This is a genomic window from Pseudomonas fortuita, assembly GCF_026898135.2.
In the GTDB taxonomy this organism is placed as follows: domain Bacteria; phylum Pseudomonadota; class Gammaproteobacteria; order Pseudomonadales; family Pseudomonadaceae; genus Aquipseudomonas; species Aquipseudomonas fortuita.
The window spans coordinates 314,040-330,570 of record NZ_CP114035.2; the positions used below are offsets into that span (position 1 = coordinate 314,040).

Below are 16,531 nucleotides of genomic sequence, written 5' to 3' on the forward strand. Positions count from 1 at the left end.
CTTCAAGCGGCTGTCGGGCTAGCGGTGCAGAACGTACTGGCCGCTGAATTTCACGGCAGGCTCGTCACGTCCGGCATTGCTCACGGTGGTTTCCAACGTCAACCGCGCCCGCCCACGGCGCTGGTACATGGCTATGAATCGTTCCCAGGTTTTTTCGTCGGGCGCTGCACAACGCGCCACCGCCGCTCCGGTAACCGGCAACGGATAACTGATCTGCCCTTCCTGGATGACGATATGCCCGTCATCGATCCCCAGCTCACGCAGTCGCAGGTGCAGCCAGCCCCAGCCCACCAGCACGGCCGCGCAGTACAGGCTGCCGCCGAACATGGTGCTCTTGTGGTTGACGTTGGCCGCCAGCGGCAGTTGCAGGCGCAGGGTGTGCTGTTGCCAATCGACTACTTCCAGGCCCATTTCCCGGGTCAGGGGGATATCGCTGTGCAGTACGGATTGCAGGTACTGGCTATCGGTGTTCATCAACGGTGATCCTCTTGATCGTCGTGCCCGCCGCCGGCGCCATCAAAGCTCAAACCGTGCTTGCGTAGCTTGTCGTGCAGGGTCTTGCGGGGGATGCCCAGGGCCTCGGCCAGGCTGCGCATGGAGCCATGTGGCTGGGCCAGTTCGGCAGCGATCAGTGAGCGTTCGAAGTGCTCGACCTGTTCGCTGAGGTTGCCACTCGGCATTGGCGCTGCAAGTGCCGTCGCCGGCGGCGTCTGGCCGTCCAGGGCCAGTTCCAGGCCAAGGGCGAAACGCTCGGCGGCGTTCTGCAACTCGCGCACATTGCCTGGCCAGGCGTGACGTAGCAGCACGGCGCGCTGGTGTGGCTGCAGGGTGTGTGGCGGCAGGCCATGGCGCTGGCTGGCGGCGTCGGCGAAGTGCTGGAACAGCACCAGGATGTCATCGCCGCGCTCGCGCAACGGTGGGATACGCAACGGCGCCACGTTAAGCCGGTAATACAGGTCGGCACGAAAGCGCCCCTGGTCGGCGGACTGGCGCAGGTCTTCCTTGGTTGCGGCAATGATGCGGATATCCAGTGGGATCAGCTGGTTGCCGCCGAGTCGCTCGACCACCCGCTCCTGCAACATGCGTAGCAGTTTTACCTGTACATCCAGGCTCATGCTCTCGATCTCGTCGAGGAACAGCGTGCCGCCATTGGCGAACTCGAATTTGCCGATGCGGCGCTTCTGCGCGCCGGTAAACGCGCCGGGCTCATGGCCGAACAGCTCGCTCTCGACCACCGACTCGGCCAGCGCACCGGCGTTGATCGCCACGAACGGGCCGTCGCGGCGGCTGGACAGGTCGTGCAGGGCGCGCGCCACCACCTCTTTGCCAGCGCCGGTTTCACCCAGGATCAGCACATCGGCGCGGGTGCCGGCCAGGGCGCCAATCTGCTCGCGCAGGCGCAGCATGGATGGCGCATGGCCGACCAGGCGGGTGGCCAGTTGCTGGCGGTCGCTCAGTGCCAGGCGCAGGCTGCGGTTGTCCAGCACCAGGCGGCGCAGGGCCAGGGCGCGGCGCACGCTGTCGAGCAGCGCGTCGGTGGCGAAGGGTTTTTCCAGGAAGTCATAAGCCCCGGCGCGCATCGCCTGCACCGCCAGCGGCACATCGCCATGGCCGGTGATCAGCAGCACCGGCAGCTCGCTGTCGCGGCCGTGCAGTTGCTCCAGCAGTTGCAGGCCATCGATGCCGGGCATGCGGATGTCGCTGACCACCACACCGGGCCAGTCGGCCTCGATACGGTCAGCCAGGCCTTGGGCATCGGCCAGGGCGACCACCTTGAGCCCTGCCAGGTCCAGGGTCTGGCTCAGGGCCTGGCGCAGGTGCGGGTCATCGTCGACCAGGATGACCTGGGCTTGGCTGTCGATCAATGTCTCGGTGGTCATGCCGAGGGGTCCTCCGAATTGGGCAAAGTAGCGCCAGGCGCGGCCACACGCAGCTGCAGGGTCAGCAGTGCGCCACCTTCCGGGTGGTTGGCCAGCAGCAGCTCACCGCCCAAGGCGCGCATCAGGCTTTCACAGATAGCCAGGCCCAAGCCCAGGCCCTGGGTGCGGGTCTTGGTGGTAAAGAACGGCTCCTTGGCGTGCTCCAGGGCCTGGCGGCTGAAACCTGGGCCGTTGTCGCGGATGTACAGGTAGACGCAGTCATCGCGCTGCTCGGCACTTAGCCACAAGCGGCGCGGGTTGGCCTTTTCGGTCAGGGCGTCGAGGGCATTGGCCAGCAGGTTGCCGAGCACCTGGCGCAGGCGGGTTTCACCGGCCTGTACCCACAAGGTCGCCTCCGGCAGGTCGCGGATCAGCTCCACGGCCATTGCACGGCGGCGTTTGGCCAGCAGTGCCAGCGCATCGTCCAGGGCGGGCTGCAGGGCCACGCTTTCCGGAGCATGCCGGTCGCGGCGGGCGAAGGCGCGCAGGTGGGCGATGATCGAGGCCATGCGCCCGGTCAGCTCGCCGATCAGCTTGAGGTTGCCGCGGGCGTCATCGGTGCGTTGGTGGTCCAGCAGGATCTCGGCGTTTTCCGCGTAACTGCGGATGGCGGCCAGCGGCTGGTTGAGCTCGTGGCTGATGCTGGCCGACATGGTGCCCAATACCGATAGCTTGCCGGCCTGCACCAGTTCATCCTGGGCGCGCACCGCCTCCTGCTGGGCGTTCTCGCGTTCCAGCACAGCATTTTTCAGCCGGGTGTTCAGGCCTTCAAGGTCGGCGGTGCGTTCGGCCACGCGCTTTTCCAGCTCCTGACGGCCACGGGCTTCGAAGTCGATGCGGTCGATGTAGTGGCGCCGCCGTTGCATGACCAGGCCGGCCAGCAGCATCAGTACCAGCAGGGTGCCGGCACCGATGGCCATCACCGTTTGCACCGAGCGATCGACCAGCATGCGCGGGGCGAGGATGCTGACCTGCCAGCCGGTTTCCTTGATGTCGCGGGTCTGGGTGATCCAGGCGTCCGGGTTGAGCATCAGCGGTTGTGGGGCCTGGGTGGGGTAGGGCTGGATGGCGATGATGGCCTGGCGCTCGGCCTCGGTCAGCGTGCGGGTAGCACGGAAGCGCCAGTCGGGTCGCGACGTCAGGATGACCACGCCATTGTGATCGGTCAGCAGCAGCTGCTCGGGGGTGCGGCCCCAAAGGGTCTCGGTGTGGTCGAGGTCGACCTTGACCACCAGCACGCCAACGATTCGCTCGCGGTCTCGCACGGCTGCTGCAAAGAAGTAGCCGCGTTTGGCCGAGGTGGTGCCCTGGCCGAAGAAGCGGCCCAGGTGGCCGGCCATGGCTTCGTTGAAGTACGGGCGGAAGGCGAAGTTGCGGCCGACGAAGCTGTCGCGTTTGTCCCAGTTGGACGCGGCCAAGGTGTTGCCGCTGACGTCCATCAGGTACATCACCTCGGCACCGGTCTGCTGCACGATGTCCTTGAGCAGGCGGTTGGCGTTGGTCACCGCTTCCAGGCGGAACGGGTCGGCCAGCACGCCACGCAGCGCCGGCAGGTCGCCGAGGATTTGCGGCAAGGTTTCGTAGCGGTGCAGGGTGCCGAGCAGGTTGGCGACGTACAGGTCGAGGGTCTGGCGGTTCTGCGAGGCCAGCTCTTCCTGGTAATAGCGTTCGGCCAAGTGATGCAGGGGCCACAGCAACGGGGCCAGGCACAGGGCCAGCAAGGCCAGGCTGCGCCAGCGCGGACGGCGTGGGGGCGTGGGTTTTGCAATCATCACGTAAATGCGCCAGAAAAGTCTGGCGCAATTATGCGCTAGTTATGGCAGCAGTTCCGCCTCTGCCAGTGGCAGGCCGACTTTGTCCTTGTCCGACAGCACCGGTGGCTGCTGCAGCCCCCAGTCGATGGCCAGTTGCGGGTCGTCCCAACGGATGCAGCGGTCAGCGCCGGGGTTGTAGTAGTCGGTGGTCTTGTAGAGGAACTCGACCGACTCGCTCACCACCGCAAAACCATGGGCGAAGCCGGGTGGAATCCAGAGTTGGCGGTGGTTGTCGGCCGACAGATGCACGGCGACCCATTGGCCGAAGGTTGGCGAGCTTTTGCGCACGTCCACGGCGACATCGCGGATTTCCCCGTGCACCACCCTTACCAGCTTGCCTTGTGTGTTTTCTACCTGATAGTGCAGGCCGCGCAGCACGCCCTTGTTGGAGCGCGAGTGGTTGTCCTGCACGAACTCGGTGCGCACGCCGGTTTGCCGTGCGAACTCACGTGCGTTGAATGCCTCGAAGAAAAAACCACGGCTGTCACCGTGAACCTTCGGCTCGATGATCAGTACTTCAGGGATTGCGGTAGGGATGATGTTCATAGCGGCTCGCTGGCCCGTTGCTCACGTAATGACCCTAGTCGGCCTTGTCGGAAATTTCCGCGCGTACCTGTAAAAGGATGCATAAGGTGTGGCTTTGGTAGACGGCAGCCCGTTCCATTACCCACACCATTCCACTTATTTACCGATTGTTATCGATTTGAAAGCGCCGAATGGTGTGATTTTATGCATATATTGGGCTTCAAATATCGATATGTATCGGTTATAAATTGCCAAACGCCCCAGCACACTCCGGCTCAGGGCCATCACAGAGGTCACCCATGAAAACCCTCAACTCCACGCCCCGTGCCGATGGTTTCCACATGCCCGCCGAGTGGGCCCCACAAACCCAGGTGTGGATGGTGTGGCCGGAGCGCCCGGACAACTGGCGCCTGGGCGGCAAGCCGGCGCAGGCCGCGCATGTCACCCTGGCCAAGGCCATTGCCCGCTTCGAACCCGTCACCGTCGCCGCCTCCGCTGGCCAGTACGAAAATGCCCGTCGCCAGCTCGACCAGCCAAATATTCGTGTGGTCGAAATCAGCAACGATGACGCTTGGGTGCGTGATACCGGCCCGACCTTCGTCATCAATGACCAGGGTGAAGTACGCGGTGTGGATTGGGGCTTCAATGCCTGGGGCGGCTTCGATGGGGGCCTGTACGCACCCTGGAACCGCGACGAGGAACTGGCCGCCAAGGTGCTGGAAATGGAGCGCTGCCAGCGTTACCAGACCGAAGGCTTTGTGCTTGAGGGTGGTTCGATCCACGTGGACGGTGAAGGCACCGTGATCACCACCGAGGAATGCCTGCTCAACCGTAACCGCAACCCGCACTTGAGCCGCGAGCAGATCGAAGCAGTGCTGCGCGATCAGCTTACGGTCGACACCGTGGTGTGGCTGCCGGACGGCCTGTACAACGACGAAACCGACGGCCACGTCGACAACTTCTGCTGTTACGTGCGCCCCGGTGAAGTGTTACTGGCCTGGACCGATGATTCCAACGACCCCAATTATGCGCGCTGCCACGCCGCCATGGAGGTATTGAAAAACACCCGCGATGCCAAGGGCCGTGAGTTCATCGTGCACAAGATGCCGATTCCTGGGCCGCTGTTTGCCACCGCTGAAGAGTGCGCCGGTGTCGATCAGGTTGCCGGCAGCCAGGCGCGTGACCCGTCGGTACGCCTGGCCGGTTCGTACGTGAACTTCCTGATCGTCAACGGTGGCATCATTGCGCCGAGCTTTGACGACCCGGCAGATGCTGAAGCCAGAGCGATTCTGGCAAAGATCTTCCCTGACCACGAAGTGGTGATGATCCCTGGCCGCGAGTTGTTGCTGGGTGGCGGCAACATCCACTGCCTGACTCAGCAGCAGCCGGCGCCGGTCAAGCGTTGAACGCAGCTTGAATTAAAAAGGCCCGTCATTTGACGGGCCTTTTTTTCGGGCGACACCCGGCGCCCAGGCTGGCATACGTTTTGTATTGTTTTTCAATTAGATAGCTCGGCCTGGCCGCGCTCTCGGATCTGTAACATTACTTACGTAAATTAGCCGCTCACGGGCCAGGGAGTACGTGTAGACATGAATGCAGCAAGTGAGTCGGCTTTGCGCCCATCGGCAGTGAATCACCAGTCGCTCAAGGTGTTGGCGAAGTGGTTGAAACACCATGGAAGCATCAGGGTCAGGACGACCGACCCACGACGTCTGCTTGCCGGGCGGTACCCTCAAGGGCTGATCAGCGAAGCAGAGATGCAGGCGCTGATGGCGGTGTGGCACTGATCGGATCGGTATTACTTGTACCGGCCTCTTCGCGGGCATGCCCGCTCCCACAGAGTCACCACATGGCTCGAAACCTGTGAAACACCTGTGGGAGCGGGCGCGCCCGCGAAGAGGCCAGTACAGTCAACAACGATCAGAAGCTGTAGCTACCCGTAACCACCAGGCTACGCGGGTCCCCCACCTGAATCTGCGCCGCACTGGTCGCCGAGCTGTAGTAGGTCTTGTCGGCAATGTTGCTCAACGCCGCCCGCACATCCCAGTCATGGGTGCGATACCCCGCCAGTGCATCCCAACGGCCATACCCTGGCAATACCGTGGTGTTCTGGTTGTCCGCATAACGCTCGCCCACCAGCGTCAGGCCGGTTTCGGCGTACCAGCCCAGCTCTGGTTTCCAGGTCACGAACAGGCTGGCGTTGCGCTTGGCCACATCATTGATGCGGTTGCCTTCCTGGCCATTGTTGTCCTTGACGATGATCGCATCCTGCAGGCCGATGCCGCCGCGTACATACCAGTTGCCGACGATGTTGCCAGTGGCGGTCAGTTCGATGCCGCGCGAACGCTGCAAGCCACTTAGCAAGATGTTTTCCGGGATGAGCGGGTCGCGGGTACGGCGGTTGTACAGCTCCAGCTCGTAGATGGCCACCGTGGTGCTCAGGCGCTGGTCCAGCCAGTCGCTCTTCACCCCGATTTCCTTCTGGCGCGTTTCCTCCGGCTTGGTGTCGTTGGTGTTGCCCTGCGAACCCGGAGTAATGCCGATGAGGCCGCCGCCCACCGGCGAGAAGGTCTTGCTCCACGAGGCGTAGAACGAATGGTCACGCCACGGTGTGTACACCACGCCCAGGCGTGGGCTGGTGCTGTTGCTGTCCTGCGACTCGGACAGGTTGCGCATGTTGGTGGTTTCAACCTCGAATTGGTCGAAGCGCACCCCGGCAAGGATCTGCCATTGATCGTTCAGGCGGATCTGGTCCTGCAGATAAATGCCGCGGCTATCGACCACCGTGTGGTTGTCACTCGACAGCACCAGGCGGCCGTTGTGCTGCTGGCTACGGTTGGGTTGGCCCAAGCCCGGCAGCGTCTGGCTACCAGCGGTATACAGCACGGGGTCACGCTTCTGGTTGCCAATCTCCAGGCCCAGCAGCAGCTTGTGCTCCAGGCCCAAGGTGTCGAAGTCGCCCTCGGCCTCCAGGTTGTTGAACAGGTTGCGGGTGTTCAGGTCCTGCTGCCAGCGCTGGCGGGTCAAGGTATTGGTGCCGGCGTTGTAGCCCGTGACATAGGTGTTGTCGAACGCGCTGTCGAGCTTGATCAGGCCCAGGGTATGGCGCAGTTGCCAGGTTTCGTTCAGCTGGTAGTTCAGGCGCGAGCGCAGGGACTGCGCGCGATCATCGATGTAGTCGCGCTGGTCGCCGTAGGTGGTGCTGCGGCTGACGTCGGCCGGGCGGCCATTCACCCCGGGGATACCCCGGTCAGGCGTGCGGTTGTAGCGGCTGTATTCGTACTGCACCAGCCAGTTGAGGTCGGGGGTGATCTGCCAGCTGATCGACGGCGCGAACAGCTGGCGGCTGCCGTCGATGCCATCGCGCAAGCTGTTGTTGTCCTGGTTGCCCATGTTCAGGCGCAGGCTGACTGTGTCGCTGGGGTCGGCACTGAGGTCGGCATACAGGCTGCGCAGGTCTTCGCTGCCGGCCTGCGCTTCGAGGGTGGAGCGGCGGCCAGGCTCCGGTGCCTTGCTGACCCTGTTGACAATGCCGCCCTGGCTACCGCGGCCATACAGCACCGCCGCCGGCCCCTTCAGCACCTCGACCCGCTCGATATTGTGCAGGTCGCGGATGTACTGGCTGTCGTCGCGAATGCCGTCCAGGTAGAAGTCGTTGCTGGCCTCGAAGCCGCGGATGCGCACGCTGTCGAAGCGGGTGTCGGCGCCGCTGCTGACGTTGGGGATTCCCTCCAGCGCCTTGCCCAAGGTGTTGCTGCCGTAGTCCAGCACATTGGCGGTTTTTACCGTGTCGATGGCCTGCGGCACATAACGCACCGGCGTCGAGGTGCGGGTGGCGGTGCTCACCTCCTTGACGCGCGGGTTGTCCTTTTCGCGCTCGCTGTCGGCGGTAACCGACGATTCTGGCAGCGTGGTGGTGGCAGCAGTGGCCAGGCTGGCGCTGAACAAGAGCGACAGGCCAAGCGTAAAGGGGGAAAGGCGGCAGGGTACAAGCATGGGCACATCCGGACCGGGCAGGTGAAAAATAAGGCGCGAATGGTAATGCTTGCTATTTGCCTTTGCTTGGGTATTTGTAAAGGCTTGTCTTTACATATGTGTCTGTTTGTAACAACCTCTGCGGCCGCGTGTTTGGCTGCTCAGGGGAACCTGTCCGTTCGATCAAAGGCAATTTCCTACACAAGATAAATTGCCCGCTGATAGCCCAACACTGCATGGAAATGCACTAGAGCTGCCGATAATTTTGGTTATATCAACCTGCATTTCACGACTTTTTGACATTTGTAATCGCACACGGCTAGGATTCGGCCAACGCCTGCTGGCCATGATCTTGGCCATGCTGCTGCCGAGGGCTGCCGTGCACTTACCGGCTGGCCCACCAGGCTGGATCCGCATAGCGTCGAACCTACGAAGGGGCGTTGGTTCCTGGCGTCATAGTGCAGAGCGTTTTTGATTAAGAAATAAGGAAAACAACATGTTGAAAACCAGGATCAGCCTGGTCGCCTTGGCGATGATCGCCGCGACCCAGGCACAGGCCAATGACCAGGCCGACAGCAAGGGCTTCATCGAGGACAGCCACGCCAACGTCCTTCTGCGCAACGCCTACATCAACCGTGACAAGAAGCACGGCACCGACGACCAGGTTGAATGGGGCCAGGCGTTCATCGCCAACTTCTCCTCCGGCTTCACCCAAGGCACCGTCGGCGTTGGCGTCGACGCATTCGGCCTGTACGCCGTGCGCCTTGATGGCGGCAAAGGCCACAACGGTGGCGGCGGCGTCGACTTCTTCAAGCCGCACGAAACCACCAATGCCGAAGGCAACGCCAGCTCGCCGCACAACCTGGCCCGTGGTGGCGCTGCTGTGAAATTCCGCATCTCCAACACCGTGCTGAAGTACGGTGACCAGATGCCAGCACTGCCAGTGCTGCAGTACGACGACGCGCGTCTGCTGCCAGAAAGCTTCACCGGTACCCTGATCACCTCGAAAGAGATCGAGGGCCTGGAACTGAACGCCGGCCGCTTCACCCAGGAAGCGCGCAAAAGCGCCGAGCGCCGCGACGGTGGTGGCCTGAAGTCGATCAACGTCTTCGGTGGCAGCTACAAGTTCACCGACAATTTCACCGCTTCGCTGTACACCGCCGACAACGAAGACGTGATGAAAAAGCACTACCTGGGCTTGAACTACGTCTTCCCGATCGCCAGCGACCAGTCCCTGACCCTGGACTTCAACGGCTACAAGTCGGACATCGACAACAAGTACGTACAAGCCGCTGGCCTGAACGGCGACTCCAACACCATCTGGAGCCTGGCAGCCACTTACGCGTACGGTGCGCACTCGTTCACCATCGCCCACCAGCGCAGCACCGGCAGCACTGGCTACAACTACGGCTTCTACCAGAACGCCGGTGGCGTGGGTGACGGTGGTTCGACCATCTACCTGGCCAACTCGTACTGGTCCGACTTCAATGCCGAAGACGAGCGCTCCTGGCAGCTGGGCTACGGCCTGGACTTCGGTGCCTACGGCATTCCGGGCCTGACCTACAAGCTGGCCTACGTGGTGGGTGACAACATCAACACCCGTAACGTCGCCAACCCACAGGGCTTTGGCGAAGGTAAAGAGCGCGAGATCTTCAACCAGATCCGTTACGTGGTGCAGGACGGCCCGGCCAAGGACCTGTCCATCAAACTGCGTAGCTCGTTCCTGCGTACCAACAATGCCGTGCAGCAGAACGGTTACAACGACGACGGCAACGAAGTCCGCGTATTCGTCGAGTACCCGATCAGCATCTTCTGATCCTGATCTGAAGCATCGAACAGCCCTGGCTTATGCCGGGGCTGTTTCTTTTCGGCGCACGGTTTTTGCTGCAACGGGCATCAGTTCTCCTGTCTCCGGCGCAAAACTGTCGCTACGCGCCATCCGCCACATCCGCGCATAAAACTCGCTTTCAATCGAGCCACTGAGCAATTCGCCTGGCTTGAGGAACGTGTGCAGGTCCGAAAACAACCCGATTTCGCTGGGGCTGACGCGCCGGGCCAGGTGCTTGGGCTTAAGCTCCGAAGGGTGCTCCAGGCCTGCCGCGGCCAGCATTTCGGCCAGTGCGTGCAGCGTGTTGCGATGGAAGCTGGCCACCCGTTCAGCCTTGTCTGGCACCACCAGGGCGCGCTGGCGCAGTGGGTCTTGCGTGGCCACGCCGGTCGGGCATTTGTTGGTGTGGCAGCTTTGCGACTGGATGCAGCCAATGGCAAACATGAACCCGCGTGCCGAGTTGACCCAGTCAGCGCCGATGGCCAGCACGCTGGCAATGTCGAAAGCACTGACGATCTTGCCCGCAGCGCCAATGCGAATGCTGGAGCGCAGGTTCAGGCCAACCAACGTGTTATGCACGAACATCAGGCCTTCGCGCATGGGCACGCCCATGTTGTCGCTGAATTCGCGTGGTGCCGCGCCGGTACCGCCTTCCTTGCCATCCACAACGATGAAGTCCGGGGTGATGCCGGTGGCCAGCATGGCTTTGGCAATGCCCATGAACTCCCACGGGTGGCCCAGGCAGAACTTGAAACCCACAGGCTTGCCGCCCGACAGCTCGCGCAGGCTGGCCACAAACTGCAGTAACTCGACCGGTGTGCGGAAGGCGCTGTGCGCCGCCGGTGAGATGCAGTCCTCACCTACGCGCACGCCACGGGTTTCGGCGATTTCAGGGCTGACCTTGTGCCCCGGCAAGATCCCGCCGTGGCCCGGCTTGGCGCCCTGGCTGAGTTTGATCTCGATCATCTTCACCTGTGGCGAGCGGGCCTGTTCGGCAAAACGGTGCGGGTCGAAACGACCGTCCGCCGTACGGCAGCCGAAGTAGCCGCTGCCGATTTCCCAGATCAGGTCGCCGCCGTGCTCACGGTGGTACGGGCTGATGCTGCCTTCGCCCGTGTCGTGGGCAAACCGGCCCATGCGCGCGCCGCGGTTGAGGGCCGCGATAGCGTTGGCGCTGAGCGCGCCAAAGCTCATGGCCGATATATTGAAGATCGAGGCCGAGTAGGGTTGGCGGCATTGTGGCCCGCCAATGGCGATGCGAAACGATGCCGGGTCAGGCGTGGCCACTGGCAGCATCGAATGGCTAATGAATTCGAACCCGGGCTTGTAGGCATCGTTGAGCGTGCCGAAGGCTTTCTCGGCGCTTTCGTTCTTGGCGCGGGCATAGACCAGCGAGCGCTGCGAACGGGAGAACGGCAGCTTGTCGTCGTCACCCTCGATCAGGTACTGGCGGATTTCCGGGCGGATGGTTTCGATCAGGTAGCGGATATTGCCGAGGATCGGGTAGTTGCGGCGCACCGCATGGTGGCTCTGGCGCAGGTCGTTGAGCCCGACCAGGCTGAGCAGGGCAGTGATCAGTGTGATTGGCCAGAGCCAGGCATGTTGGGGCAGCAGCGGCCGGCTGGCGAAGGTGAGCAACAGGCAGATGGCGAGGCAGGCGTAGCGGCTGGGCAGAGAGTGATTCATGGGTCCATCGCAGGCAGGATGACCGGGCATAGGATAGGCAAAGGCGGGGGAGGGAAAACCTGGGTAATCGGTAAAAGACTGTTACCTGATTGCGCAGTCCCATGTTGTGGGAGCGGCCTTGTGTCGCGATGGGCTGCGCAGCAGCCCCAGGTATTGGTGTCACGGCACAAACCGCCGGGGCTGCTGCGCAGCCCATCGCGACACAAGGCCGCTCCCACAGAAAAATAGCGTTAGCCAGGCAGCAGTATGCTGACCCGCAACCCACCGCCCTCGCGGTTCGACACCCTCAGCTCACCACCATGGCTGGCGGCAATCCGCTGGGCAATGCTCAACCCCAGCCCATACCCGCCGGATGCCTGGTTGCGCGACCCTTCACCACGCACGAACGGATCGGTAATGGTTGCCAGCAGCTCCGGCGCGACCCCGGGCCCGCGGTCGTCGATATGGATGAACACTCCACTTACCGCCCGTTCCAGCGTGACCGAAACATGCTTGGCGTAGCGCAACGCATTCACCAGCAAGTTTTGCAGGCAGCGCTGCAACAGCAAGGCATCTACCCGCAAACTACCCACCTGGCCGTGCACCGGAAGGGGTTCTTCGGCAGTGGCCAGGTCCGCACACTGGCGCGCAACCAAGCGGTCCAGGTCCACCTGCTGCAAATTCTGCTGCTCCCCCGCGCGCAGGTAGTCCAGAACCTGGCCGATCATGTCGTCCATCTGCGTGATGTTCTGCCGCAGGCGCTGGCGGTGTTCGTCGTCTGGCAGCCGCTCCAGGCGCAGGCGCATGCGGGTCAGCGGGGTGCGCAGGTCATGAGACACGGCGGCCAGGAAGTAGGCCTTGTCATTGACCATGGCAATCAGCCGCTGCTGCATGGCGTTGAACGCCTGCGCCGCCTGGCGCACTTCTTCCGGGCCATCCAGCGCCAGGGGAGGCTGCTCGAGGTTGCCGCCCAGGCCGCGCGCTGCGTCGGCCAGGCGTCGCAACGGGCGCAGGCACAGGCGCACGGCAATCAGGCACACCAGCAATACCGCGACAATCCGCAGCGCATACACCCGCAACAGGTAGTCGCTGATCAGCACCCAGGCCGATTCGCCACTCCAGCCCTGCAGTTCCTGGCCCTCAATGGTCAGCCAGTGGCCATCGGCCAACGGCACTGCAAACTGGATATGCGCCTGGGCCGTGCGCAGGCCGAACAGGCTGCGCCAGACAATCGGCTGACCCAGCTCATCGGTCAGTCGCACCTGCATCAGGCGCACGTCCTGGGCATGCCCCAGCTCGTACTTGAGGGCCTGTTGCAGCAACAGCTCGATGCGCCTGCGCCCGCGACGCTCGTCATGCTCCGCCGTGGGCAGGTGCTCGGCGCAGCGCAGCTGGTAATGGGCTGGCGCCTGCAACGTGCCACCGTGGCAGTCGGCCTGGGCAATCAGCGGTGCACTGCGTGCAGCGATTAGCCTCACCGGGGCTTCGAGCACCTGGGCAAAGCGCACATCAAACCAGATGCTGCTCGACATCAACTGGATCAACAGCGTGCCGCTGACCATGATCAGCAGCAACTGGCCAAACAAGGTGCGCGGCCACAGCCGGCGAAGCCAGCGCATGTCAGGCATCGGCCGCGAGGTTGGCGATACTCAGCAGATAGCCTTCATTGCGGATGGTGAGAATTTGCGCGGCCCCCGCCGGCGCGCGGCGCAGTTGCTGGCGCAGGCGGCTGACGCACATGTCCACCGAACGGTCGTCGGGCAGGTGGTCGCGGCCAAACGCGCTGCGGGTCAGCTGGTCGCGGGACACTACCCGGTTGTTGGCGTCCAGCAGTTCGCGCAGCACGCGGTAGTCGGAGCGCGGCAGGGTAAGGGTTTCGCCATCCGGGCGGGTGAGCAGACGCTTGACGTGTTCAAGGCGAAAGCCTGCGAACTGCTGGGCATCCACCACGGCGGGCTCGTCGGCGGGGGGATCCAGGCGTTGCGGGCGACGCAGCACGGCCTTGATCCGGGCGATCAGCTCGCGTGGCTCGAAAGGCTTGGCCAGGTAGTCGTCGGCACCCACTTCCAGGCCGATGATGCGGTCCAGCGTGCTGCCCTTGGCCGACAGCATGATTACGGCCAGACCACGCGTCGCTTGCAACTGGCGGCACAGGCTAAGGCCATCTTCACCCGGCAGCATCAGGTCGAGCACCACCAGGTCCACCTTGTGCCTGGCCAGCTGTTCGCGCATCTGTTCACCCTCGGCTGCCGCTAGCACGTTGTAGCCGGCATCGGTCAGGTAATCACAAAGAAGTTCGCGGATCTCGTCGTCATCGTCGACAACCAGCAAGGTCGTGCTCATGCGGAAAAACACCTGTTCGGTGAGGGCCGGTGGCGCTCGTTACGTTCAATTACATCCCCGTACATGTCGGGTCTGGAGCCGGGAGGGCCGATCCCTAGAATCCTAACAAAAAATCATCTGCAAATACGAAGCTTTCCCAAATGAATCCCAAGCGCATCCCGAAAGTGTTCACCCCCATCAGCCAAAGTGGCAGTCGCCTCAAGCCGCTGGCGTTCTTCGTGGCCGTCGCCATCAGTGGCGGGGCCGCAGCTGCCGACGGCAAACCCCTGGAGCTGGACGCCACGCAGATCGAAGACAGCGCTCTGCTGCCGGCCGACGATGCTGGCCAGCTAGGCTACACGGTCGAGAGCACCCGCAGCTCCACAGGCCTGGCGCTGACGCCACGCCAGACGCCGCAATCGGTCACCACCATTACCCGCCAGCAGATGGATGACCGCGACATCCACACCATCGAGCAGGCGCTGGAAACCACGCCGGGGGTAACGGCCAACAAATCCGAGGTGGGTGGGCGTACCGACTACCGTGCCCGTGGTTACTCGATCAGCAACTGGAAGGTCGACGGCCTGCAGACCCAGGGCGGGTCCGATTTCAGTGGCAGCGGCAATGCGTTGAACATGGACCTGTACGAACGCATCGACATCGTGCGCGGCGCCAACGGCCTGCTGGGCGGCACCGGCGACCCCTCTGCCACCGTCAACCTGATCCGCAAGGCACCGACCAAGACTTTCGGCGGCAGCGCCTACGCCACTTACGGCAGCTGGGACAAACGTCGCCTGGGTGCTGACCTGAATCTGCCCCTGTCCGCGGATGGCCGCCTGCGTTCGCGCTTCGTGATGACCCAGCAGGACGCCAACTCCTTCCGCGACAACCAGTCCGAGCGCTCTCGCGCCGCGTTGGCCAATTTTGAGTTCGACCTGGACGACGCCACCACCCTGGGCGCCGGTTACCAGTATGAGTACAACAAGGTCGTGGGTGGCGGCTGGGGCGCGAACATCCCGATCTGGTACCGCGACGGCAGCAAGACCGACTTGCCGCGCAGCACCAACGTGGTGCCCAGCTGGAGCTTTGGCGAGTACACCACCCGTACGGCGTTCGGCTCGCTCGAGCACCGCTTCGACAACGACTGGACGTTGGACCTGAAAGCCGCCCAGGCGACTACCGAGGCCTTGAACCACCGCGGCCTTGCCAAGGTGAACTCGGCTGGGCGCGGCAGCTACGGCGGCTATTGGGACCAGGACGGCAGCGGCGCGGTGCTGAACGGTTTGCACAGCTCCAGCGACACCACCCAGCAGTCGGCGCAGATCGACCTGTCGGGCCCGTTCCAGCTGTTCGGCCGCACCCACCAGGCCATGGTCGGCTACAACGACAGCCGCACCGTCGGCTGGTCGCCCCAGTACACCTGCACGATGGTCGGCGATGGCATGGCCAGCGCACCTGCACTGGGTTGCCAGTTCCGCGCCAATAACGGCTTCCCGGTCACGGACTGGCGCAATGGCGTGGATGACGACTACGACCTCATCGCCTCACGCACCGGCCTTCACAGCAAGACCACCACCCGGCTGCAGGGCATGTATGCCGCCACCCGCCTGAGCATCACCGACCCGCTGTCGGTGATCGTTGGCTTGCGCACCAGCAACTATTCTTCTGTGACCCGCAGCGTGGCCGGCGAGCGCAGCAGCCAGGAAGAAAACGGCATCGTCACCCCCTACCTGGGCGCCGTGTACGACCTCAATGACAACTACTCGGTATATGCCAGCTACACCGACATCTTCACCCCGCAATCATCTGAAACCAGCAGTGGCAGCAAGGTCGAGCCGATTCGTGGGCAAAGCTACGAGACGGGTATCAAAGGTGAGTGGTTCGATGGCCGCCTGAACGCTTCGGCGGCGTACTTCCGCACCAAGCAGGAAAACAAAGCCGTGCTCGACGGCGACCTGACCACCCCGACTGGCGGCAACGCGTACAAGGCCGGTTCCGGCCAGGAAACCGACGGTATCGACCTGGAAGTTGCGGGCGCCCTGAGCCCCAACTGGAACGTTTACGCCGGCTACACCTACCTGCACTTCCGCCGCGTCGACAGCGACGGCCGCAGCGACCCGTCGCACCTGTTCAAGGCCTCGACCACCTACCGCCTCAGCGGCCCGCTCGACCGCCTGACCGTGGGTGCCGGCGTGACTGCGCAAACCAACATCCGCGCCATTTCCAGCCCGGCTGGCCAGCCCACCAACGGTGTGAGCAATGGTGCCACTGATGTGAACTGGTCCGGTTATGCCATCTGGAATGCCATGGCCAAGTACCAGCTGACCGATGAAACCAGCGTCAGCCTCAACGCCAACAACCTGTTCGACAAGCATTACTACACCCAGTACGGGTTCTATGCCGGGGCCATCTATGGTGACCCGCGTAACTTGTCGGTGACGGTAAGCACCGCGTTCTGACCAACCGTTCCCACAGGTCTGCGC

12 protein-coding genes are annotated in these 16,531 nt (G+C 63.1%); 4 read left to right on the forward strand and 8 right to left on the reverse strand.

The window, feature by feature from the left end; translation table 11 throughout:
- Nucleotides 1–18: 18 nt before the first annotated feature.
- From OZ911_RS01400 to rfbC, 4 genes are read right to left on the reverse strand one after another with little or no spacing between them, the layout of a single operon-like run.
- Nucleotides 19–474 carry a thioesterase domain-containing protein gene (locus OZ911_RS01400; RefSeq protein WP_016484422.1) on the reverse strand — a complete coding sequence of 152 codons (456 nt, stop codon included), beginning with the start codon at nucleotides 472–474 and terminating at the stop codon, nucleotides 19–21.
- Nucleotides 474–1,880 carry a sigma-54-dependent transcriptional regulator gene (locus OZ911_RS01405; RefSeq protein ID WP_016484423.1) on the reverse strand — a complete coding sequence of 469 codons (1,407 nt, stop codon included), beginning with the start codon at nucleotides 1,878–1,880 and terminating at the stop codon, nucleotides 474–476. The genes OZ911_RS01400 and OZ911_RS01405 overlap by 1 nt, the downstream gene beginning before the upstream one ends.
- Nucleotides 1,877–3,691 carry a sensor histidine kinase gene (locus OZ911_RS01410; protein WP_016484424.1) on the reverse strand — a complete coding sequence of 605 codons (1,815 nt, stop codon included), beginning with the start codon at nucleotides 3,689–3,691 and terminating at the stop codon, nucleotides 1,877–1,879. Before OZ911_RS01410 ends, OZ911_RS01405 begins: the two co-directional genes overlap by 4 nt.
- A 42-nt stretch (nucleotides 3,692–3,733) precedes the next feature.
- Nucleotides 3,734–4,279 (reverse strand): dTDP-4-dehydrorhamnose 3,5-epimerase, encoded by a 546-nt coding sequence (gene rfbC, locus OZ911_RS01415; protein ID WP_016484425.1) that lies wholly within the window; start codon nucleotides 4,277–4,279, stop codon nucleotides 3,734–3,736.
- Nucleotides 4,280–4,557: 278 nt separating this feature from the next.
- Between rfbC and aguA the strand changes: the two genes are divergently transcribed.
- Both aguA and OZ911_RS01425 read left to right on the forward strand, forming a co-directional pair.
- A complete protein-coding gene (gene aguA / locus OZ911_RS01420; RefSeq protein ID WP_016484426.1) occupies nucleotides 4,558–5,664 on the forward strand; it encodes an agmatine deiminase in 1,107 nt (368 codons plus the stop codon).
- Between the two features lie 183 nt (nucleotides 5,665–5,847).
- A complete protein-coding gene (locus OZ911_RS01425) occupies nucleotides 5,848–6,045 on the forward strand; it encodes a hypothetical protein (protein WP_016484427.1) in 198 nt (65 codons plus the stop codon).
- Between the two features lie 133 nt (nucleotides 6,046–6,178).
- On the opposite strand, the gene OZ911_RS01430 is transcribed toward OZ911_RS01425, so the two are convergent.
- A complete protein-coding gene (locus OZ911_RS01430) occupies nucleotides 6,179–8,254 on the reverse strand; it encodes a TonB-dependent receptor (protein WP_016484428.1) in 2,076 nt (691 codons plus the stop codon).
- A gap of 475 nt (nucleotides 8,255–8,729) precedes the next feature.
- On the opposite strand from OZ911_RS01430, the gene OZ911_RS01435 reads away from it, so the two are divergent.
- Nucleotides 8,730–10,049 (forward strand): OprD family porin, encoded by a 1,320-nt coding sequence (locus OZ911_RS01435; protein ID WP_023047066.1) that lies wholly within the window; start codon nucleotides 8,730–8,732, stop codon nucleotides 10,047–10,049.
- A 30-nt stretch (nucleotides 10,050–10,079) separates the two neighbouring features.
- On the opposite strand, the gene OZ911_RS01440 is transcribed toward OZ911_RS01435, so the two are convergent.
- The 3 genes from OZ911_RS01440 to OZ911_RS01450 all read right to left on the reverse strand — a co-directional run bounded on the left by OZ911_RS01440 (nucleotide 10,080) and on the right by OZ911_RS01450 (nucleotide 14,069).
- On the reverse strand, nucleotides 10,080–11,747 hold the full coding sequence (locus tag OZ911_RS01440) for an FMN-binding glutamate synthase family protein (RefSeq protein WP_023047067.1): 1,668 nt from the start codon (nucleotides 11,745–11,747) through the stop codon (nucleotides 10,080–10,082).
- A gap of 230 nt (nucleotides 11,748–11,977) precedes the next feature.
- Complete coding sequence (locus tag OZ911_RS01445) at nucleotides 11,978–13,345, reverse strand: ATP-binding protein (RefSeq protein WP_024717586.1); 1,368 nt, start codon at nucleotides 13,343–13,345, stop codon at nucleotides 11,978–11,980.
- Between the two features lies 1 nt (nucleotide 13,346).
- On the reverse strand, nucleotides 13,347–14,069 hold the full coding sequence (locus OZ911_RS01450) for a response regulator (protein WP_016484432.1): 723 nt from the start codon (nucleotides 14,067–14,069) through the stop codon (nucleotides 13,347–13,349).
- Between the two features lie 140 nt (nucleotides 14,070–14,209).
- Between OZ911_RS01450 and OZ911_RS01455 the strand changes: the two genes are divergently transcribed.
- A complete protein-coding gene (locus OZ911_RS01455; RefSeq protein WP_268968553.1) occupies nucleotides 14,210–16,507 on the forward strand; it encodes a TonB-dependent siderophore receptor in 2,298 nt (765 codons plus the stop codon).
- Nucleotides 16,508–16,531: the final 24 nt, after the last annotated feature.

Coding starts and splice junctions, on each gene's coding strand:
- OZ911_RS01400 (WP_016484422.1), bottom strand. CDS start 474: ATGAACACCGATAGCCAGTACCTGCAATCCGTACTGCACAGCGATATC.
- OZ911_RS01405 (WP_016484423.1), bottom strand. CDS start 1,880: ATGACCACCGAGACATTGATCGACAGCCAAGCCCAGGTCATCCTGGTC.
- OZ911_RS01410 (WP_016484424.1), bottom strand. CDS start 3,691: ATGATTGCAAAACCCACGCCCCCACGCCGTCCGCGCTGGCGCAGCCTG.
- rfbC (WP_016484425.1), bottom strand. CDS start 4,279: ATGAACATCATCCCTACCGCAATCCCTGAAGTACTGATCATCGAGCCG.
- aguA (WP_016484426.1), top strand. CDS start 4,558: ATGAAAACCCTCAACTCCACGCCCCGTGCCGATGGTTTCCACATGCCC.
- OZ911_RS01425 (WP_016484427.1), top strand. CDS start 5,848: ATGAATGCAGCAAGTGAGTCGGCTTTGCGCCCATCGGCAGTGAATCAC.
- OZ911_RS01430 (WP_016484428.1), bottom strand. CDS start 8,254: ATGCTTGTACCCTGCCGCCTTTCCCCCTTTACGCTTGGCCTGTCGCTC.
- OZ911_RS01435 (WP_023047066.1), top strand. CDS start 8,730: ATGTTGAAAACCAGGATCAGCCTGGTCGCCTTGGCGATGATCGCCGCG.
- OZ911_RS01440 (WP_023047067.1), bottom strand. CDS start 11,747: ATGAATCACTCTCTGCCCAGCCGCTACGCCTGCCTCGCCATCTGCCTG.
- OZ911_RS01445 (WP_024717586.1), bottom strand. CDS start 13,345: ATGCGCTGGCTTCGCCGGCTGTGGCCGCGCACCTTGTTTGGCCAGTTG.
- OZ911_RS01450 (WP_016484432.1), bottom strand. CDS start 14,069: ATGAGCACGACCTTGCTGGTTGTCGACGATGACGACGAGATCCGCGAA.
- OZ911_RS01455 (WP_268968553.1), top strand. CDS start 14,210: ATGAATCCCAAGCGCATCCCGAAAGTGTTCACCCCCATCAGCCAAAGT.